This is a genomic window from Paenibacillus sp. AK121 (assembly GCF_019042715.1).
In the GTDB taxonomy this organism is placed as follows: domain Bacteria; phylum Bacillota; class Bacilli; order Paenibacillales; family Paenibacillaceae; genus Paenibacillus; species Paenibacillus polymyxa_C.
This window is the reverse complement of record NZ_JAHPJM010000002.1, coordinates 192782-211986: the sequence shown is the minus strand read 5'-3', so window position 1 is coordinate 211986 and position 19205 is coordinate 192782. Positions and strand designations below refer to the sequence as shown.

19 protein-coding genes are annotated in these 19205 nt (G+C 46.6%); 4 read left to right on the top strand and 15 right to left on the bottom strand.

What is annotated here, in order from left to right; all coding sequences use genetic code 11:
* Positions 1-110: 110 nt before the first annotated feature.
* Complete coding sequence (locus KSP24_RS04260; protein ID WP_216974549.1) at positions 111-1226, top strand: WG repeat-containing protein; 1116 nt, start codon at positions 111-113, stop codon at positions 1224-1226.
* 72 nt (positions 1227-1298) lie between these two features.
* Here KSP24_RS04260 and KSP24_RS04255 read toward each other — a convergent pair whose 3' ends face one another.
* The 4 genes from KSP24_RS04255 to KSP24_RS04240 all read right to left on the bottom strand — a co-directional run bounded on the left by KSP24_RS04255 (position 1299) and on the right by KSP24_RS04240 (position 4213).
* Positions 1299-1736: a hypothetical protein gene (locus KSP24_RS04255; RefSeq protein WP_216974548.1), complete on the bottom strand. Its 438-nt coding sequence runs from the start codon at positions 1734-1736 to the stop codon at positions 1299-1301.
* Positions 1737-1950: 214 nt separating this feature from the next.
* Positions 1951-2106: a hypothetical protein gene (locus tag KSP24_RS04250; protein WP_216974547.1), complete on the bottom strand. Its 156-nt coding sequence runs from the start codon at positions 2104-2106 to the stop codon at positions 1951-1953.
* A gap of 12 nt (positions 2107-2118) precedes the next feature.
* Positions 2119-2685: a hypothetical protein gene (locus KSP24_RS04245; RefSeq protein WP_040102562.1), complete on the bottom strand. Its 567-nt coding sequence runs from the start codon at positions 2683-2685 to the stop codon at positions 2119-2121.
* Between the two features lie 13 nt (positions 2686-2698).
* Complete coding sequence (locus KSP24_RS04240) at positions 2699-4213, bottom strand: DUF4153 domain-containing protein (protein ID WP_040102561.1); 1515 nt, start codon at positions 4211-4213, stop codon at positions 2699-2701.
* 147 nt (positions 4214-4360) lie between these two features.
* Between KSP24_RS04240 and KSP24_RS04235 the strand changes: the two genes are divergently transcribed.
* Positions 4361-6103 carry an ABC transporter substrate-binding protein gene (locus KSP24_RS04235; protein WP_216974546.1) on the top strand — a complete coding sequence of 581 codons (1743 nt, stop codon included), beginning with the start codon at positions 4361-4363 and terminating at the stop codon, positions 6101-6103.
* A 214-nt stretch (positions 6104-6317) separates the two neighbouring features.
* On the opposite strand, the gene KSP24_RS04230 is transcribed toward KSP24_RS04235, so the two are convergent.
* Positions 6318-7718 (bottom strand): helix-turn-helix domain-containing protein, encoded by a 1401-nt coding sequence (locus tag KSP24_RS04230; RefSeq protein WP_216974545.1) that lies wholly within the window; start codon positions 7716-7718, stop codon positions 6318-6320.
* A gap of 211 nt (positions 7719-7929) precedes the next feature.
* On the opposite strand from KSP24_RS04230, the gene KSP24_RS04225 reads away from it, so the two are divergent.
* The gene (locus KSP24_RS04225) at positions 7930-8175 is read left to right on the top strand and encodes a DUF6953 family protein (protein ID WP_013373729.1); all 246 of its coding nucleotides are present in this window, start codon (positions 7930-7932) and stop codon (positions 8173-8175) included.
* Positions 8176-8217: 42 nt separating this feature from the next.
* Here KSP24_RS04225 and KSP24_RS04220 read toward each other — a convergent pair whose 3' ends face one another.
* Positions 8218-9183, bottom strand: a complete 966-nt coding sequence (locus KSP24_RS04220) for a helix-turn-helix transcriptional regulator (RefSeq protein ID WP_302054334.1) — start codon at positions 9181-9183, stop codon at positions 8218-8220.
* A 105-nt stretch (positions 9184-9288) separates the two neighbouring features.
* Here KSP24_RS04220 and KSP24_RS04215 point away from each other — a divergent pair, with 105 nt between their 5' ends.
* Positions 9289-10236, top strand: coding sequence for a Gfo/Idh/MocA family protein (locus KSP24_RS04215; RefSeq protein ID WP_129550228.1), 948 nt, complete (start codon positions 9289-9291; stop codon positions 10234-10236).
* 38 nt (positions 10237-10274) lie between these two features.
* Here KSP24_RS04215 and KSP24_RS04210 read toward each other — a convergent pair whose 3' ends face one another.
* The 9 genes from KSP24_RS04210 to nikA form a co-directional block, all read right to left on the bottom strand.
* Positions 10275-11288, bottom strand: coding sequence for an asparaginase (locus KSP24_RS04210; protein ID WP_058711414.1), 1014 nt, complete (start codon positions 11286-11288; stop codon positions 10275-10277).
* Between the two features lie 229 nt (positions 11289-11517).
* Positions 11518-12285, bottom strand: coding sequence for an amino acid ABC transporter ATP-binding protein (locus tag KSP24_RS04205; protein WP_064962781.1), 768 nt, complete (start codon positions 12283-12285; stop codon positions 11518-11520).
* A gap of 4 nt (positions 12286-12289) precedes the next feature.
* Complete coding sequence (locus KSP24_RS04200; protein WP_216974544.1) at positions 12290-13006, bottom strand: amino acid ABC transporter permease; 717 nt, start codon at positions 13004-13006, stop codon at positions 12290-12292.
* A 30-nt stretch (positions 13007-13036) separates the two neighbouring features.
* Positions 13037-13846 carry a transporter substrate-binding domain-containing protein gene (locus KSP24_RS04195; RefSeq protein ID WP_013373735.1) on the bottom strand — a complete coding sequence of 270 codons (810 nt, stop codon included), beginning with the start codon at positions 13844-13846 and terminating at the stop codon, positions 13037-13039.
* A gap of 140 nt (positions 13847-13986) precedes the next feature.
* Positions 13987-14796: a nickel import ATP-binding protein NikE gene (gene nikE, locus KSP24_RS04190; protein ID WP_013373736.1), complete on the bottom strand. Its 810-nt coding sequence runs from the start codon at positions 14794-14796 to the stop codon at positions 13987-13989.
* Positions 14797-14837: 41 nt separating this feature from the next.
* Positions 14838-15659 carry an ABC transporter ATP-binding protein gene (locus tag KSP24_RS04185; protein WP_216974543.1) on the bottom strand — a complete coding sequence of 274 codons (822 nt, stop codon included), beginning with the start codon at positions 15657-15659 and terminating at the stop codon, positions 14838-14840.
* Positions 15660-15678: 19 nt separating this feature from the next.
* Positions 15679-16509 carry a nickel ABC transporter permease subunit NikC gene (nikC, locus tag KSP24_RS04180; RefSeq protein WP_040102553.1) on the bottom strand — a complete coding sequence of 277 codons (831 nt, stop codon included), beginning with the start codon at positions 16507-16509 and terminating at the stop codon, positions 15679-15681.
* Positions 16509-17453 (bottom strand): nickel ABC transporter permease subunit NikB, encoded by a 945-nt coding sequence (gene nikB / locus KSP24_RS04175; RefSeq protein WP_058711410.1) that lies wholly within the window; start codon positions 17451-17453, stop codon positions 16509-16511. Before nikB ends, nikC begins: the two co-directional genes overlap by 1 nt.
* Positions 17454-17499: 46 nt before the next feature.
* A complete protein-coding gene (gene nikA, locus KSP24_RS04170; protein ID WP_058711409.1) occupies positions 17500-19125 on the bottom strand; it encodes a nickel ABC transporter substrate-binding protein in 1626 nt (541 codons plus the stop codon).
* Between the last annotated feature and the right edge of the window lie 80 nt (positions 19126-19205).

Genomic DNA, 19205 nt, shown 5'->3' with positions numbered 1-19205 from the left:
ATCAAGAAACATTCCTACATTTTTATCGTCTATATTATGGAAGGCCTTACGTATGAGGGCAGAATTCTTTGAAGCCCGAAGTTAAAATCAACTCACAAAGGAGCTTATGCATGTTGAAAAAGTTAGGATTAGCTGCATTGATTCTGGTGACTAGCCTCTCCGTTATGGGAACAGGTTGGGCCGCATCCAGTACAACAACCATTGAAGTCTCTAAAACCGCTGTAGATTACAACATTGCTCGTCCTTCAAGCGATGGTGCTTTCCATGATGGCTTATTGGCCGCTGAAACATCTGCCGGAAACCTTGTGTATTACAATACCAAAGGACAAAAAGCTTTCTCTCTTCCCGCCGAGCTTAAACCTATTGGTGATTTTCAAGAGCAACGAGCTGTAGTCAAAAATACAAAAACCAATCTCTATGGATACATTAATACCAAAGGGACACTGGTTATTCCTTGCCAATATACCGAAGCCAATGTCTTTTCCGAAGGCAAAGCCAAGGTCACAATAGCAGACACCAAAGAAAATGCAATTATAGATCGAACGGGAAAAATCCTTTCTCATTTTAAAGAAAATGTGGATTCAGAATATGTATTTACAGAAGGTCTGGCTCTTGCCTATGCCCCTAACACTGGGAAGATTGGTTTTGTGAATGCTTCCGGTAAACTAGCGATTCCTTATCAATATAAATACAGCCGTAGTTTCTCGGATGGCTTGGCTATTGTTCAAAATAGCAAGGGGCTATACGGTTATATCAATACGGCAGGCAAAGAAGTCATTCCACCTCAATACAAATCCGGCGGAGACTTCTCGGAAGGATTGGCCCCAGTACAAAATGCCAAGGGTAAATGGGGATTCATCAATAAACAGGGAAAAGTCGTGATTCCCTTTAAATTTACGGATGCACAGGATTTTAGCGAGGGTCTGGCCAGTGTGAAAAATGCGAAAAATGAAGTTGGGTTTATTGATAAAACCGGAACATTGGTCATTAAATATCAACAAAAATATGACGTTACATCTCCATTCAAGGAAGGCATTGCTTTAGTCGGTAAACAAGCAAACTCATCCGTTTCGGACGGAAAATTCGGTTACATCAATCGCCAAGGTCAACTGCTGACCAAGCTTGAATACAGATCGGAATCTTCTTCCTTCTCTAATGGTTATGCTGTTGCTTTTATCAAGCCAGGCAAAGCCTTCATGGTATCTAAACATTCTGTTTCAAAATAAAAAACAACCCTGGAGGCAGATCGAATGGATCTGCTTCCAGGGTTGTTTAGATTGCCAATATCTCAAAACCACTTAGTCGTGTGTATAGAATTTTACGCCAGGCAGATCAGCTGCCACCCAAGAATAATTAATAGTATTACTGTTGTAATTTTTGGTCCCCGCCTGAGCGATCTGTACTTCCTTCAAGATCGTGATCGATGATCCCTTCGGTCTGACGACTACGACATGACCATGTCCGTCCGCTTTTTTGATCCCGATGGTAGGGTACCCGAGATTTGCTCTTTTTTGAGCATCCTGAAAAGTTACAGAGGACCAGCCCGGCGCCTTTTTATTCAGTAAAGCATCAGCCATTTGATTGGCTAAGCCACCTGGCAAGGAAGCCGACATCGCAGCCATCACATCTTGCGCAAAAATATTACATTTTGTTCCACCTACTGGTGAATACTTTTTGTTCGTTTCTACCTTAAAGCCATCGATTACAGATGCGTATGTGGTTGCACTTCTAGCCATTGGAATTCCCCCTGAATATAAGTTGTAGAGGAAATGACGGAGTCGCTTGAACATCTGAATGGCTCCACATTCAATTGATGTTGGCTTCAATTCCCTCTCAACTATTAGGGTGATTTCCGGCTTACTTTAACAACGCAATACCACAGAAAATGAACTTTTTTTTATATTTCCTATTCAGATTCCATTCACAGTGATAACCAGGGCTTTTGCTTGATTAATCATCACTTAGTTGAAGACTTTCTTCACTGATTACGGTTGGAACGATAAGCTCAGGAGTAGTCGCAGGCTTAGCGGGTGTAAAATAGTCTGCAATTCCCACCATTGCAGCAATGCCAATAAACAGCACGATCCAATTACGATTCTTTTTCATCACCTGTACCTCTCATTCTTCACTGCGCCCGTTCAGCCACTTGAACCAGTGGAGCAAATGACTGAATCGGTATTCATGCTGGGAAGCATACGTCCATACCTCTGGCTCTTCACCAGGTTCCCTCCAGACAAGCATGGAAAAGTGACCTTCTTTCTCGCTTGCAACCGACAGCAGCGAAAGACGATCATCCCCGAATCGGTAAGGCGCCGATTCTACCCAGTAATTTCGCATATCGCTGATCCAGCTGCGAAAATGCTGTGTACCTACGATTCGCAGCACTTCATCAGGAAGGAGCAGATGCTCATGGATGTCCTTCCAATCCCCTGCATATTGGTACCGCGCTGCCAACATTGGACTGAGCGGTCTCACTTTGCCTAGAGCTAACGTAGGGATGCAGGTGACGGGAACGACCGGGCCAATACGCTGGATAGCATAATCACGGGCTTCCTCCTCACTCATCCCGTAGGACATAGCCTCCACGAGAAAATCATTCCGCCTTACACCAAATTGATACTGATACTGTGACATTTCATCCTGTAGCTCCAATACCATATCCTGTGTCGTATCTGTTCCGATCATTCCCAAACACCTCTCATTCCAAAATATAGTCGTGCAATTCCTGTTGCGCTCGATACTTAGCCCAATTGAATTCTGGCCAATTCGATTCTTCTCTCGTCATGCTCATCAAGCGGGTTTGTAAAAACTCATCCAGCGCTCCATGTTCCTTACGGCTAAAATCAATCAGCAGTGGAATCGCGTCCGCTGACAGCTCACTCAAATATTCCTTGTCTATCACCGATGTTGTACGATACCGTTCGAGATTATTTTCAGCTATCCGTACATCAATGCCCACATAATTCACGACGACATAGGCGATTAGAGCGAGTACAATATAATATTTCGCCAGTGGAAGCTGGCGGACATGAATGCGCACAGCTGCAACGAGCAGCAACAGGCCTAGAAAAATCATAAATGCGTGTACCAGATAGCGGATATACGTATAGCCGTATGCTTCTTCGTACATGACCAGCCGGGTATATCCCGAGTACAGCATCACACCCGAACAACCAACGAGTATGTACAGCAGGCCACTGTTCAATGTTTGCACTATACCTGAGCCGAATTCAGTCCACTTCAATACACTGATCATCAGCACAAAGTTGATACCTGTTACCATAACCAGCTCCCCGAATCCTCTTCTCGCATATTCAGCATACGAGGTTCCTTCTGGCAAAGCTCCTTCCCATGCACCAAACAGATATCCGAACTGCAGCACGACGAACACAACATACACCAGATTCATGACAATCAGCACTGTAGCGGTAATGACAGGATCAAACTTGATCGCGACCGGCTCGTGGTAAGGTACTGCTGCTACTGGCTGAGCCTCTCTCTCCGTATTCCGCGGAGCAGGCTGTACAAATCCCCACAAGTAACAGAAAAAACAGAAGGTAAAAAAGCAGGTCCAGATCAGCCGCGGCAAACCACTCCCAAAGGTCAATGTGCCAATCCATGCGGGTATGCCAGATAACAACTTTTCGAACATCCCGTCTGCCGAAGCCAGCAGAGATATAATAATGAGTAGCAACGGCAAGGCAATAAGTAGACCGATTATCACTTTACCCAATACACGCTTACGCTCATCCTTTACATTCCGAAAGGCTGCCGTCTTAAACATCCGAAACGGGGTCACGATATGGCGAAAATTTTGATAAAACCAATGGCTTAGCGCCTGACCAATAATACCGATTTCCGACCAACCATGCCTTTTTTCCCCGAACAGCAACACCATATGCACGCTAATCAGAGCAGCTATAGCCAGGGCATTTAACACATAGAAGATCGGGTTATCGAACAGCACATATGTCAGTGCCAGCATCATAATGACCACGAACAGCAGACGTCCTATCCATGAAACGGGCCGGCAACGATCTCGATTAAAGGAATACATATACACGTAAAATACAATAACAAAAATAGGCATAGACACGCCCAGCCCATGTCCGAAGAACAGATATTGATGAACCAGCGCCAACACAATGGCGCCAGCAAAGGCGGACAACAACGACGCTTTCGGCAAAGACGATCCACTCATCTTGTCATGCATGGTAAATACCTCCACAACTATGCTTTATAACCCTTATTGTAGATGATAAAATAAGAAGATAAAGAGAAATTAATTGAAATAAAATTTCCTATTTTATAAAAGCAGTTACGCTTTTACTCAAGCATAGGGGAAACGGAGCATTCCTGAATGAAACTTCACGCCCAATTTTTACGGCTTCACTCCCACGCAGCTGACGACAGGGACGAGAACTATACCATAGAGACTACACTGGATGAGCTGGCGGCTATTTTTGACTGCACCCACCGCAACGCCTTGATGATCATTCAGAAAATGGAGCAGCACGACTGGATACAATGGACTCCCCGCCGAGGCAGAGGCCGCCGTTCCAGTCTACGCTTCCTCATTCAGCCGGAAGACATTGCCGTGCAATCCATGATGCAAGCCATAGACCGCCATGATATCAAACGCGCACTGGATGAAATCCGAGCTCATTCACGCTCCTCCACCATGCAGGAGCATTTACAAGGCTGGCTGCTGAATTATTTCGGGCATCACGCAGAGGTGCGCAGTGATCAGCAGCAGATCGACACGCTGCGTCTGCCTATTCGCCAGCAGCTCTATACGCTGGACCCGTTGTACTTGAACTGGCTCGCCGAGTCCTTCGTATCCAGCCATGTTTTTGACGGGCTGGCCCGCCGGGCGAACGAGAGCGGCGAGATTTTGCCCGGACTGGCGCACGCTTGGGAAGTGGACACTACTCGTACGCAGTGGACTTTTTTCCTGCGTAAAGAAGTGCTGTTTCATAACGGCAAAATACTGACCGCGGAAGACGTCGTTTATACCTTTGAGCGACTGAGCCGGGCGCCGGGAAGGAGACTTTACCATTTTATCGTCCGGCAAATTCAGCACGTTCAGGCGTTGAGTCCGACGATGGTACGCTTTGTACTAAAGGAGCCGAACGAGCTATTTCTATCCTTCCTGTGTACCAGCCGGGCTGCAATTGTACCGCGTGAGCTTAATCAGGTGGGTGAAGCCGCATTTGGCGTCCGTCCTATCGGTACAGGGGCTTTCAAGGTCACGGAAATGAACGAAAGCCTGTGCCTACTTGAGGCTTTTTCGCCTTATTTTCAAGGTCGTGCTCATCTAGATCGGGTGGAAATCGTACAACTCCCGTGGGCAACTAAGCTGGAATCGTCGGATACGGAAGACACCACTTCCTCTTTTCACATTATCCATAATCCTATCCTGGCAAGAGACACGGATACCGCATGGAGCCAGATTCACTCGGCAGCTTCCGTGCGCAAATTTATCACATGTAACACACACAAGGACGGACCGCTGCGCAACCCGGAAATACGTGCTCGGATTGTAGCATGTCTGGATCATCGCCCCCTTCCTTCAGCAGTGGATTCATCTAACGCTAACGATTCATGTGAACCACTGGCGGCGTTGCAAATTGCCACCATTCCTGAGTATAGAGCGGATGCAGAACGGGTCGCGGCCCAGCTCGAATCCTGTGGATATACCTGTAACATCGTGGCCGCATCCATGAATGAATTTAAAAGTTCATCGATTCGTATGGAGTCAGACTTAATCATCTTTTCTCTGTTTCGTGACCGTGATGAGCAATTGCGCCTGTTTGATCTGTATCTTAATGTATCCGGACATGTGGAGCCGCATAGCCGCGTGGATATCGAAAGACTGCTGCGCGAAATTGCACGGGAAGCTGATCATACCGTCAGAGCGCAGCAATTTGAACATATCGAAACTCGGCTCATGGATGAGCACCAGCTGCATATCTTATATGAAAAGCCCGTTCAAACGGCATATCTTCCTACTGTACGCGGCGTATCCTTTAACAGCCAGGGCTGGGTGGATCTGCGTCATGTATGGTTTCCACCTACCCAGCCTCCAGCTCCCCACTCTTGACGGCAAGGACACTCCTTCAACCTTCACATGCACCTCCAAATAAAAAAGGTATCCTCTTCTTCATAAGAGAATACCTTTTTTAAGTGTTATCTAGACTCTCTATGCCGATGGTTCATGAGATGACATTGCCCATCCCCCGAGCCCATGGCTGTGGACGTTGCTAGAATCTTCCACAGGAGGGGGAACGGGTGGAAGATTCAATAGGATAAAAACATTAAATGCGAGCAGAGAAAAAACGATCTTTTTTATCATGGATGTACTCTACCTCTCCAAGTAAGTTTTTATACTCCTCTTTGTCCTCAGAAGTGGCAGTATGCCGATACTTTTCAAATAGTCCTACACATTTGATGGCGACAGGATTACCATTCAGCACGACGGAATAGGAAAGGCTTTCGAGCAAGAATTTCATACCTTTGGAATACCGATGTTTGTTGAGATCGTAACAAGCCATCTCTGCCAAAAATCGTGCATAAAGATCTGCTGACATTTGCTCTGTATAAGTGCCTACGTTGGTATGCTGATCTGCAAATGCCTCAATTTGTTTTTCAAAGTGTTGCAGTACATGATCTACATTAAAATCATAACGGTTGGCCGCTACCATTATTTTATGTAACCCGACCAGAATTTCGCCTTCATTTTTTTCCAAATAATCTACATACTGTGGAATTACATCCAAGCTGCCGGACATCAACTGATACAAATACCCGTTGGCCTCAGCCCAGTTGCTACAAAGAGCCTTCAGACGCCGAGCTTCTTCCGTATCCTCTTGCACCCAGCTCAAATCAGAATATAGCGATACATATTCCAGGGCCTTCTGGTAATCCCCGCGCTCATCCCATACCCCGGCACGTAGCACGTAAGAATAAACGATATACATAAACAAAGGACCCTTAGGTTCCTTGCCACGCTCTGATTTTTTGGTATTTCCATATCTTTGCTCGTATTGTACTTTGGCTTTTTGAGCCATTTTTTCAGCAAACCATTCTACTTTATCCCAACGCCGCAAGGAGGCATACGTATTAGCCAAGTCTCTTAGGGCATCCAATTGGTCTGCCTCACCCAACCGCTCCACAAAGCTTTCAAAATGTGTGGCTGCCCATAAATTCTCATCCTGATCATCGCCAACGGTAATCGTAAATAAACGGTATTGGCAGAGCGCCAGCCGCTCCGAATGTTGATACTTCTCACTTTCCGCGACATTCTTATAAATAATGGCCGCAGCCTCAAACCTACCTTCGCTGAACAATTCCTCCGCTGTCTCAAATAAAGCCGGGGCGTATATGAGATAGTCCATCATAAACTCCACGACTTGCTTAATACAATCCAATTTATTCAGCTCTGCACAGCGATGCAAAAAGGGACGCACCCGTCGCCAATTCGGTGCCGTATTCCGTATAAATTCATCAATGTATAGCTCATAGAGGCTCCCTTCTTCAAGCCCCATGCCTGCAGCAATCCGATCCAGCAACAGCATCGCAATTGGCCGGTTACCGTTGATAATGGCACTGATCGTACCTGCATTAATACCTGTCTTCTCCCCAAACTTACTAATCGTAATTCCTTCTCGTCTGATGTACTGCTCCAGCTCTGCGCGAATAGTGGTTGTTTCCTTCAAATCAGGCACCCCCAGGGATAACTTGCATGATTTCAATACAAAAAAAGAAAATTCCCGTGAATATTCCCTTAATTATACAAAAGAAAGCCCACTTAGCCAACTGCATAAGTACATTTATATCAAAAAATTCAATAATTCTCCGAATTGCCGTATACTACAGGAGGCGAGCTGAACAGCTACACCCAATCGGTCGCAGGAAAGGATACGACAAATGGACAACACCCCAACTATAGAACAACAAATTGCACAATGGATGGTCGCGCAGATCCGTGAAGTGGGCACTTTGAAACAAGAAGATGCCATTGCATATGTACGCTCTGAATATGGAGAGCAGTATGTGTTTATAAGCGAACATGGTCATGTCTCTTTGGAAAAAGAAATCAAAAAGGCATTTCGCAAGCTACATGGTGGCCGAATCGCCTGGGATCGTGATGCATTCCTCTGGGCCTGGACTTAACAAGCAAAAGCATCTGCTATCGGCAGATGTTTTTTTGATGATTTAACCGTAGATCCTCTGGAGTCGGCTAATTTCCTCCTTCACAAACTGTCGGAGTATTGCAGGCTCCACGATTTCAACCCGGCCGATCCAATCCATCGCATCGCGACAAGCCGCTTCATAGCTATACATGTTAACGGTTACAAGGAAGTGACTGCCCTCCTGCACAGACTGAATGATTTCCATCCTTTTCGCTAGTATTCCAGCTTGCTTCTTAGTCGTTCGGATTAGAACAGGATAGTATTCTTTCTCTCTACAAAGCTGCTTAAACGTGCTTTCTTGCCTCATCCAATAATGTTCCAGTGAGAAATCTCCAGGAACCTCAAAGACTTCGGCAGACGGCTGAATCTCTATAATTCGCTCACACTTAAAGGTCCGAATCTCCTGCCCGACTTCACAAAAGGCAATAAGATACCAATCTCCCTTTTTCACCACAAGTCCATAGGGATGTACATGGCGAGAAGAGCAAGAGCCGTCAGCTTTCTCATACTGAATAGTTACTTTATAGGACCCCCACACTGCCGCTCTCACGGCTTCCAGGCAAGGAATCGTTACACGTTCCGTCCACCACGGTGTATCATCAAAATAAAACCGCGCTTTGGCTTTCCTAATATCGGACTGATATGGGGCCGGCATCGTCTGTTCCAGTTTGAGCAAAGTATTCTTTAACTTCAAACCCGATTCTGTGGACCCGCCCGTATAAATGCCCATCCCCGTTAAATACAACTGAATGACATCCCCGCCATTCAACTGTTTCAGGTTCGCCGTATAACCGTCCATTAAATAAATTCCGCCCTTCGGGCCGGATGCGGTAACAATCGGAACTCCGGCTTCAGCCAGAAGGTCGATATCCCTGTAAATGGAGCGTACAGAGGTTTCCAATGCCAACGCCAATTCCCTGGCCTTCATTCTCCCTCTAGATTCGATACATAATAAAATCGCGATTAAACGATGCAGTCTCACAATCATACCTCCACAATAGATGGTTAACCCGAAATGAAAAGATGATGCAAAGATTGTTGACACCCTGTTGGCAACAATAGGTGTGTATCATAGAAGTAAGGGGTGTAATGGATGATGAATATTGGAATTTTGGGGACGGGATTCGGCGCGTATCACGCCTCACTGTTAAACAACCATCCCAAGGTAAACAGACTCATTGTATTTGGAAGGAACGAAACCAAGCTGCAAAAATTGAAAGAGGAGCTAAACGTAGAAGTTACACAAAATATAGAGGATATTCTGCTGGATCCGGACGTGGATATCGTCGATCTATGCCTGCCCTCCCACCTGCATAGGTCACATGCCATTGATGCGCTAAAGCACGGGAAGCATGTATTTTGTGAAACACCGGTTTGCTTTCATCTCGAAGACGCCCTTCTTATGCAACAAGCTGAGAAGCAATATGGCAAAAAAATTCTGGTCAACCAGTTCATTAAGTTTGATCCTGCCTATACCTATCTGTACGAGGCTTATCGCCAACAAAAATACGGAAAACTCATTTCCTTGTCCTTGAAAAGAGAAACCCCTCCCTTGTGGGGAGACCTTGGACTAAGCTCCATCCCTACGCAGTTCATGATTCATGAACTGGATTTATTCACCTGGCTATGGGGTCCCTGTGATCCATATACAGTGTGGGGCACAGAGGTAGTCCATCCCGAACAGGCACAGGTTCGGGCTTATTATCAACATCGGGATGCCTTCACAGAAGTCATCGCTTCTTCCCATATGCCGAAAAGCTATCCTTTCACGGTGGCCTATGAGGCTTATTTTGAAAAAGCCAAACTGGTATTTCATGAGAGTGACGAAAACGATCCTATACCCACCGCATTATTTGAGTATACCGCATCAGGACAGCAAAAAATCAACCTCGAATCTGCCAATCCATACGAAAAAAGTTGGGATCATGCACTTGAATGCTTTGGCGGACATGCGGAATGCCTCATTCCCCTGGAGTCGGCCGTACAAGCACTGGAAATGGCCATTGAGATTAAAAACAGGCTGGAACAGGCTCGGCGTTAGCCGGTATGTAGCTGGCACCTACGGAAATCAGCTTCCTATCAGGAAGCTGTATCCGCAGGCAAGGACACTTCGTCCGCGTAGTTCGTTGCCATAATCTTGGCTACCCCGGCCGGGTCTGTCGTCTGTCCCAATGCCCACATCATTTTCGTCACCAGCGCTTCCGTTGTCATGTCATAGCCCGGAATAACACCCTTCTCCAGTACCTTCTGACCTACCTCATAAATCGTCAGGTCCCCGCCCTCATAAGGACATTGAGTTGTGACGACAATACTCATACCGTCCTTCATCAGCTCCTCAATTTTGCTAATGAGGCTTCTTTCTTTAAAAGGCACGCCCCCCATACCAAAGCCCTCAATGACGATACCTTTATAGCCCAAACTCCGAATAGCATCAAAAATCGCGGGATTCGTACCTGGAATCAGCCTGAGCAGAAATACTTCAGCAGCATACCCGTCATTGTATGGGTGACGAACGGTATCACGATTTGCAAATACACCCTCCGTATAGACCACCTTGCCGTTCTCCACGAGACCTATGTACGGATAGTTAATACTCTCAAAAGCGTTATAGCTGCGTGTTCTGATTTTCGAGCTGCGACTACCGTTGATAATTTTGCCATTAAACACGACAAAAACCCCTGCCACCTCGCCACATGCGGTCAGGAATGAGTCAATTACATTTTTTTTGGAATCACTGTGCTCCGCCAATATGGATACCTGCGAACCTGTCACAACGACGGGTTTGTCTACAGTGCCCAACATGAAGCTCAGGGCTGAAGCTGTGTAAGCCATCGTATCCGTGCCATGGGCAATAACAATACCGTCGTATTGATCGAGCGAACGATGTACCATCCGAGCGATGGAAGCCCAATCCTCTGGTTGTGTATTGGTGCTATCAATGCTCATCAGATTGCAGGCATCAATCTCGCAAATTTCCTGAAGCTCCGGAATTTCAGCCAAAATATTTTCAGCCGATTGGGTTGGAGTCAGACCGTTTTCCTGATAGGAGGAAGAAATTGTTCCTCCGGTATTAATGAACAGAACCTTTTTCATTTGCCAATGTTCCTTCCCGATTACAACTTCACTTTATTGTTCTTAGAATTTATCATGAATAAGGGTGATTAGCTACTTTGCAACGGAAAATAACTTCGAATGTAATCTAAAAAAGCACGGCAAAACAAGCGCCGACTTTCCTGCCTCCCGCGACTTGTTTAGCGTGCTTTTTACGATAGTTGCAATGAATCTACAGCACTGCACATACCTTTAACCCATTCACGTACTTTTATGGCGATGCTGGCTGGTCCTGTAACGTTCTTTGCCCCAAAGCTTTGCCCAAGAATTGTCGTGTCCGTTCTTCCTTCGGATGATTGAAAAACTGTTCCACCGGCCCCTGTTCCACGATCGCACCATGCTCCATCAGCACGACCCGATCCGCTACATCCCTCGCAAAACCAAGCTCATGCGTGACAATAATCATCGTATTGCCTTCACTCGCCACCTTTTGAATCACGGACAGTACTTCATCCACCAGCTCAGGATCAAGTGAGGAGGTCGGCTCATCGAACAACAACACCTGCGGATTCAGCGCCAAAGCGCGGGCAATCGCAACACGCTGCTGCTGTCCACCCGAAAGCTGGGCAGGATAATAGGTCATACGATCCTTTAACCCGACCTTTTCCAAAATGCCTTCACTGATCTCCCTTGCCTGCTTGCGATCCATCTTTTTCACACTGGTCAGACCAATCATCACATTGTGGAGTGCATTCAAATTTTTAAACAGCTGATATTGCTGAAATACCATTGCCGTTGCCATCCGCAATCCGAGAATATCCTTTTTTCCTGCCTTGGCCGCATCTACCTTCAGACCGTCAATTTCAATGATACCGCTGGTCGGCTGTTCCAAAAAATTAATGCTACGCAGCAGTGTAGACTTCCCCGATCCGCTTGGCCCCAGGATGACCACAACTTCTCCCTTGCCTACCGTCAGGTCTATGCCCTTTAACACATGATGCTGCCCAAAATGCTTATGAATTTGATGAAGTCGAATCATGCCCTTACTCACTTCTTTCGTATTTTCGGATACGCTTCTCCAGCACAACAAGCCCGCGCTCAATAATGATGCACACCAGCCAGTAGATCAAAGACACCGCAACATAGACCTCAAAAAAAGCCAACGCTCGCGCGCCCATAATTTTGGCCTGTCCCATCATATCGACGACACCAATCATAAAAATAAAAGATGTATCCTTCACTGTACTGATCAGGGTGTTTCCCAAATTGGGCAAAGCCACCGTTAGCGCCTGCGGCAATACAATTTTGAGCATAATCTGTGTTTGGCTCATGCCGATGGAATTGGCAGCTTCAAATTGTCCCCGATCGACTGAATGAATCGCTGCCCGGAATGTCTCCGACAAATATCCTCCAAGGTTCAATGAAAATGAGAGCAACGCAAACAGCTCGGGCGGAATGACATAGACATTGAATTGCTGCAAGAAGCCATATTCGCTCTGAAAATAATACAAAAACTTGGGTATTCCGTAATATACGAGAAACAGCTGCACAATGAGCGGTGTTCCCCGGATGTACGAGACATACAACGTAGACAAGGGCGCCAAGACAGGCACCTTGTATATCCGGATTAAGGCCGTAGCCAACCCGATGATCGCACCCAGCAGCATGGAGACAAACGCAATCCATAATGTAACAGGGAGATACTCCACGATCTGGGGAAGGCTTTTCAGCATATAATCTAAATCAAACAGCTTTTCCATAGGAACCCCACTCTACTTTTTACATTGTTATTACTGAGGAATAAATTCTCCGCCTGTCCACTGTTCAGACAATTTTTTCAGTGTTCCGTCCGCTTTAAGTTCTTTAATAATCGGGTCGATTTTAGCTTTCAGCTCCTCACCCTGCTTATCCTTTTTGAACACCAGATTGATATTATCGCTTTGCACAGGCTCGCCCACAGCTTCCACCTGCAAGCCTTCCTTCTTGATCGTTGCTGCGGCCATCACTGGATCATTCACATAAGCATCCACTCGGCCATTTTGCACGTCTTGGAGGTTATCGGACGAAGTGCCTGTATCGTTATATTTTAAAATAATTTTGTTCCCGTTCTTCGCATTATACTGCTCTAGCAACTGCGTATAGGAATCCCCTACCGAGGCGGCTACCTTCTTGCCTTCCAAATCCTTGAGAGAATGGATATCCGTTCTACCCTTTTTCACAATAATAACCGACTGAGCGGAGAAATAGGACTCATCCGAGAACAGATACTTCTTCTCACGCTCCGGATTTTTGGCAACTTCATCTGCGATGATCTGAACTTTATTCGCATCCAGCGCAAGGAATATCGCATCCCAGCCCGAAGGTACAAATTCAATCTTATAGCCGTCCAGCTTCTTATCGATCTCCTTGACTACTTCCACATCGTATCCGGTCAGCTCGTTTTTATCATTCGTAAAAGCAAACGGCGGGTAGTCATTTTGTGTCCCCACATAGAGTACCTTATCTCCTGATGCCGCTTCCTTCGAGGAACATCCACTCAAAGCACCCGTTAATAACACAAGAGATAGGCCAATCGCTGCTACTAAAGCAGATTTCTTCATAAGTGATATCCCCTTTTGAAATCCAAGTAATTTACTATGATTTTATATTATAACGAGTTATTCAAATAATACAACTAGCAAATTTCATTTCGATTATCTAACCAGATATTGCACAAAAAAAGACCCTTGCGGGTCAGTTGTTATTCATGAAGTGGAAGACGGTCTGCAGGGTGCTCCGGCAAAATGGACGAAATTAAACGTTGCACAGCCGGGTGAGCAGATTCAAAAATCTGATCTTTCTTATCACAGTGCTCGATTAATCTCCCCTGTTCCATCACAGCAATGCCATCACAGACGGCGTAAGCCGCTCGAATATCATGCGTGATAAACAGATATGACAATCCAAATGAAGTTTTCAGCTCTTCCAACAGGGATAAAATGCGCATCTGATGAACCATATCCAGACTGCTGACGGACTCATCCAGCACGATCAGCTTGGGTCTGAGCGCAATCGCCCGTGCAATATTAATCCGCTGTAATTGTCCACCGCTGAATTGGTGCGGATATTTATTCCGATCCTCCGGCTTGAGACCCACCCGCTCCAGCAGGCCTTCTACCGTTCTTTTTTGTTCCTGCACTGATAACCGCTCGTAATTATCCAAAGGCTCTCCGACAATCTGTCCGGCGGTCATGCGAGGGTTTACAGCAGAATAGCAGTCCTGGAATACAACCTGCATATCCCGTCGCAATCCCCTGCGTACTTGAGGACTTCCATTATAGATGTCCTGCCCCTGAAATAGTACCTGACCCTCCTGCGGCTTCTCCAGCCCCAGAATAACCTTGCCCAGCGTGCTCTTCCCCGCTCCGCTGGTTCCCAGCAGTCCCAGACAAAATCCGCTCTCTATGGTAAGCGACACATCAGTGAGCACAGGGAGACGTGATTCGGAGCGGCCCAGCCATTTGCGCTTTCTATAGCTATGAGTTACTTCCTTCACTTGCAGCACACGCATTCGCTCCCCTTTTGAAAGTATCCAATAGGCAACTAATCGCCCTACTGATTTATGCCCTGAAGGGACAACTTAGGTCTGGCCTGCAGCAGCATTTTCGTATATTCATGCTGTGGCTGGTCGAACAACTGAAAAACCTCTGCCTGCTCAACAATACGTCCCCGCTGCATCACTGCCACTTCATCCGCCATTTGGGAGATGACACCCAGATCATGCGAGATCAGCAAAATAGACGTGTCATATTCCGTACGCAAGCGATCCAACTCTCTCAGCACCTGTAGCTGATTAACCACATCGAGTGCCGTTGTCGGTTCATCCGCAATAACCACTGCTGGCCGCAGGCACATGGAAATGGCGATCATGACCCGTTGCAGCATCCCGCCACTCAACTGAAACGAATAACGTTTCATCAGCTTGGCTGGATCAGGCAGATTCATATTTTCCAGAGCCGTTATGGCAAGATCGCGAGCCTGTTGTTTGGTTAATCCGGTATGCGTGCGGATCGTTTCCATAAACTGATCCCCAATCGTATATACTGGCGTAAAAGCTCTCATCGGATTTTGCATAATAAAAGCGATTTCCTTGCCCCGAATGCGGCGCATCTCCTCAGTTGCCATTCCGTTCAACTCACGACCGTTCAGACGGACACTGCCTTCCACATCCATCGTCTGGCGATCCAGTAACTGGAGAAGCGCGTTACAGGTTACTGTTTTGCCGCTCCCACTCTCGCCGACAAGACCCAGAACCTGCCCCTTTTTCAGTTTAAAATGGGTAGGTTCTAGTAGAGATACCACCCCTGCATCAGTTTTGAGCTTTACCTGCAAGCCGCTGACCTCCAGCACCTGCGTCTTGGCCGTGTCATCCATCGTTGTCCCCACTCCTGTTTTACTGACGTTTGGCAATCCCGTATCGGTCGGACAGCGTCTCCCCCAATATATTGAAGGCCATCACTACCACCAGAATCATGATACCCGGATAAATCATTAATTCCGGATGACTGCGGATGTATCCCGTTCCCTCATGAATCATGGCTCCCCATTCAGGAGTCGGCGGCTGGATACCTAGACCAAGGAATGACAACGCGGAGATGTCCATAATCGCCCAGCCCATCTCCAGCGTACCAATGACCATAATCGGCCGCAGCACATTTGGAATGATGTGCCGCCGGATAATGGCCCCTGAGGAGGAGCCGCTAATCCTTGCGGCCGCTATAAAATTCTGCTCTTTCAGACTGACGACCATATTGCGGCACATTCGGGCATAGTACACCCACTGCACCAGCATCAAGGCAAACAGCACCTGCATGAGACCCGGCCCAAAAATACCGACAATGCCGAGCACAAGCACCAAGTTGGGAAACGCCATAATGCCTTCGCAAAACCGCATCAGTACACTATCGACCCAACCGCCCAAATAACCTGCAATTGATCCGATTACAACACCGATGCTAAGCGAGGACAGGAAAATTAATGTCGCAAAGCCAAGCGAAATTCGTGCTCCATACAGCAGCCGGGATAGATTACACCGACCCAGATGATCCGTTCCCAGCCAATACTCTTTTGAAGGGCCTTCCAGCTTGTGCAGTAAATTGACCTTAACGGGATCATGGGGAGCCAGCCACGGAGCCAGCGCCATTATGATAAAAAGGGCTGCCAGCACGACTGAGCAAACCACGATTACTTTTTGATCCTTGAACATTTTACGCAACCTTATCATCACTGCTCTGCTCGTCCCTTCGAGGAAATTCGGGGGTCCATATACAACTGCACCAGATCAACGAGCAAATTGCATACGATGAACAGGCATGCCGCCAGAAACACATAGCATTGTATGACGGGAATATCCCGGTTAAAAATGGCTTCCACAAAATAACGGCCAAACCCGGGCCATGAAAACACCTGCTCCACAATAATCGTTCCAGTCAGCAACTTGCCCAGATTCATGCCCATACTTGTTATTAGCGGAGTCATAGCCATTTTGAGTATGTGCTTGAGCATAATCACCCGCTCGCGTATTCCTCTGGTTCTGGCATACTGTACATACGTTTCCTGAAGCTGTTCCAGCACACTGGATCGCAACAGACGCGTATATAAAGCAATCAGAACCAGCGACAGAGTCAACGTCGGTAACACCAGATGCTGCCACGTTCCCCGGCCCTCTACAGGTAGCCAGTCCAATCGGACAGAGAAAAAGAAGATTAACAAATATCCCAGCCAGAACTGGGGAATAGACGCTCCGAAATACGAAATCCCCTGACTCAGCATGTCGATCCAGCCATTTTTACGCATCGCCGCCAATACACCTAACGGGATGCTCACAACGATGGATAGTGCCATGCTGCTTAATGCCAGCTCAACAGTGGCAGGCAATCGAGCCTTCACCTCATCCCACACGGGCTTGTTGGTCAGATACGAAGTACCAAAGTCCAACCGACTGATTCTTTGAATTGTATGCATATACTGTGTCAGCAATGGCTGATCCAGTCCGAACTCATGTCTTTTTTGCTCCAGAACTTCCGGGGTAGGATAAATATGAGCAGCCGTCAAATAAGCTTCAGCGGGATCAACCGGTGAAATGTGAATGAGTGCAAAGGTAACGAGGGTGGCAAAGAGAACAATAGGAATGACCGCTACCATTCGCTTCCCGATATAGCTAATCATAAGTTGTCCTCCTATCCTGTAAATTAACGTTACCTCACCGTTTCAGTTACTTTCCAATTTCAATTCCCTCAAATGGATTTTCATCCCGATTAGCTGGGAAAACAAAGTTAGTAATCTTTTTCTGATACACTGCCGTTTTCTTAATATACGAAATAGGCACAATGGCAGATTGCTCTTGGAGCGTCTTCAAAATCGAAGCATACAGTTCTTGACGCTTGGTTTTATCTGTCGATGAAAGTGCTTCGTGTACTTGCTGATCCAGATCCTTCTTCATGGGAAGGGCGCTCAACACCTCAGAAATTCCGAAGCTCTTCTTGGCAATAACATTAATAAAGGAATGCGGATCATAAGGCGCACCATAGTTGTACCAGAAATACAGATCAAACTGGTTGGATCTAAGCCGCTTGATTTGAACCGTCAACTCCAGTCCGGTCAGATTCACTTTGACACCCAGCTCTCCCCATTCGGCCTGAATGGTTTCAGCCATCGCCTTTTGGATCGGATCGGTCTTGTCGAAAATCAGCTCAAAATCCAGCTGTTGTCCGTCTTTCTCCCGTACTGTGCCGCCTGCGGGCAGCTTCCAGCCAGCCTCATCCAACAATGCTTTGGATTTTTCCACATCATAGCCTATTGGCTGTAAGTCCACATTTGTATATGGGTAGTTTTTGGATAAAACCGTATCCGCTGTTTCCTCCAGCCCTGAGGTTACGCCTTCCACCATCGCCTGCTTGTTAAATCCATGCTGGAGTGCCAGACGTACCCGAAGGTCTGCCAGCTTGGGATTGGACGAGTTGAGCAACAGGCTTCTTGTGCCAACAGGCTCGGACAGCGTAGTAACATACTGATTCGTGTCGCGAAGCTGTTTGAAAGCATCCAGGCTAATAACACCCTCTCCATAAATCAGATCCAGGTCGCCTTTTTCAAAGGCCATTACACGTGTTTCACCATCGGGAATAATTTTGACCGTAATTTTGTCCACCTTCGGTGCAGTACCCCAATAATTCGGATTACGCTTAAAGGTTGCATACTCATCCTGCTTGTATTCATCCAGCATCCAAGGTCCTGTACCTACAGGTTTCTTAATTCCTTTGGACGTATCTCCATCATCCGGGAACCCGGCTTCACCCAAAAACCGGAACGGGCGAACGACAGACAGATCCTGAAGAACCGGGTAGTATGGCTCTTTGAGCGTCATTCGGAACGTACTGTCATCTACAGCTTCAGTTTTGTCGAGAACGCCTACTATACCAAGCCAACTATGCGTTTTCTCATTTTTCATAATAGCGTCAAAGTTCTTTTTGACAATCGCCGCATTAAATAGCGTTCCATCGGAAAATTTCACACCTTTACGCAGCTTAAACGTATATGTTTTGCCGTCCTTGGATATGGTCCAAGATTCAGCCAAAGCAGGCTCCAGCTTGCCTCCTTGCTTGTAGCTGACTAACGGCTCATAAATCATGGATTGTGCAAAAAGTTGGGAAGGGTTGTATACGTGAGGATTCATTGTACCAATATCCCGTGGCCACGATAGCGTGATCGACTTTTCATTGGCAGCTCCGTTAGTAGAGGTGGATGCAGGTGTGTTCTCCTGCTTCGCGCAGCCCAGAATAACGGATAATAAGAGGAGTGTCACCAACATAAGGGTGGCAGTCTTGCGGTGTCGAACGGACATCAATGTATTTCCCCTTTTCTATATATGTGATAATGATTATCATAATCATATTTAGAATAGGTACCACATTATATTTTGTC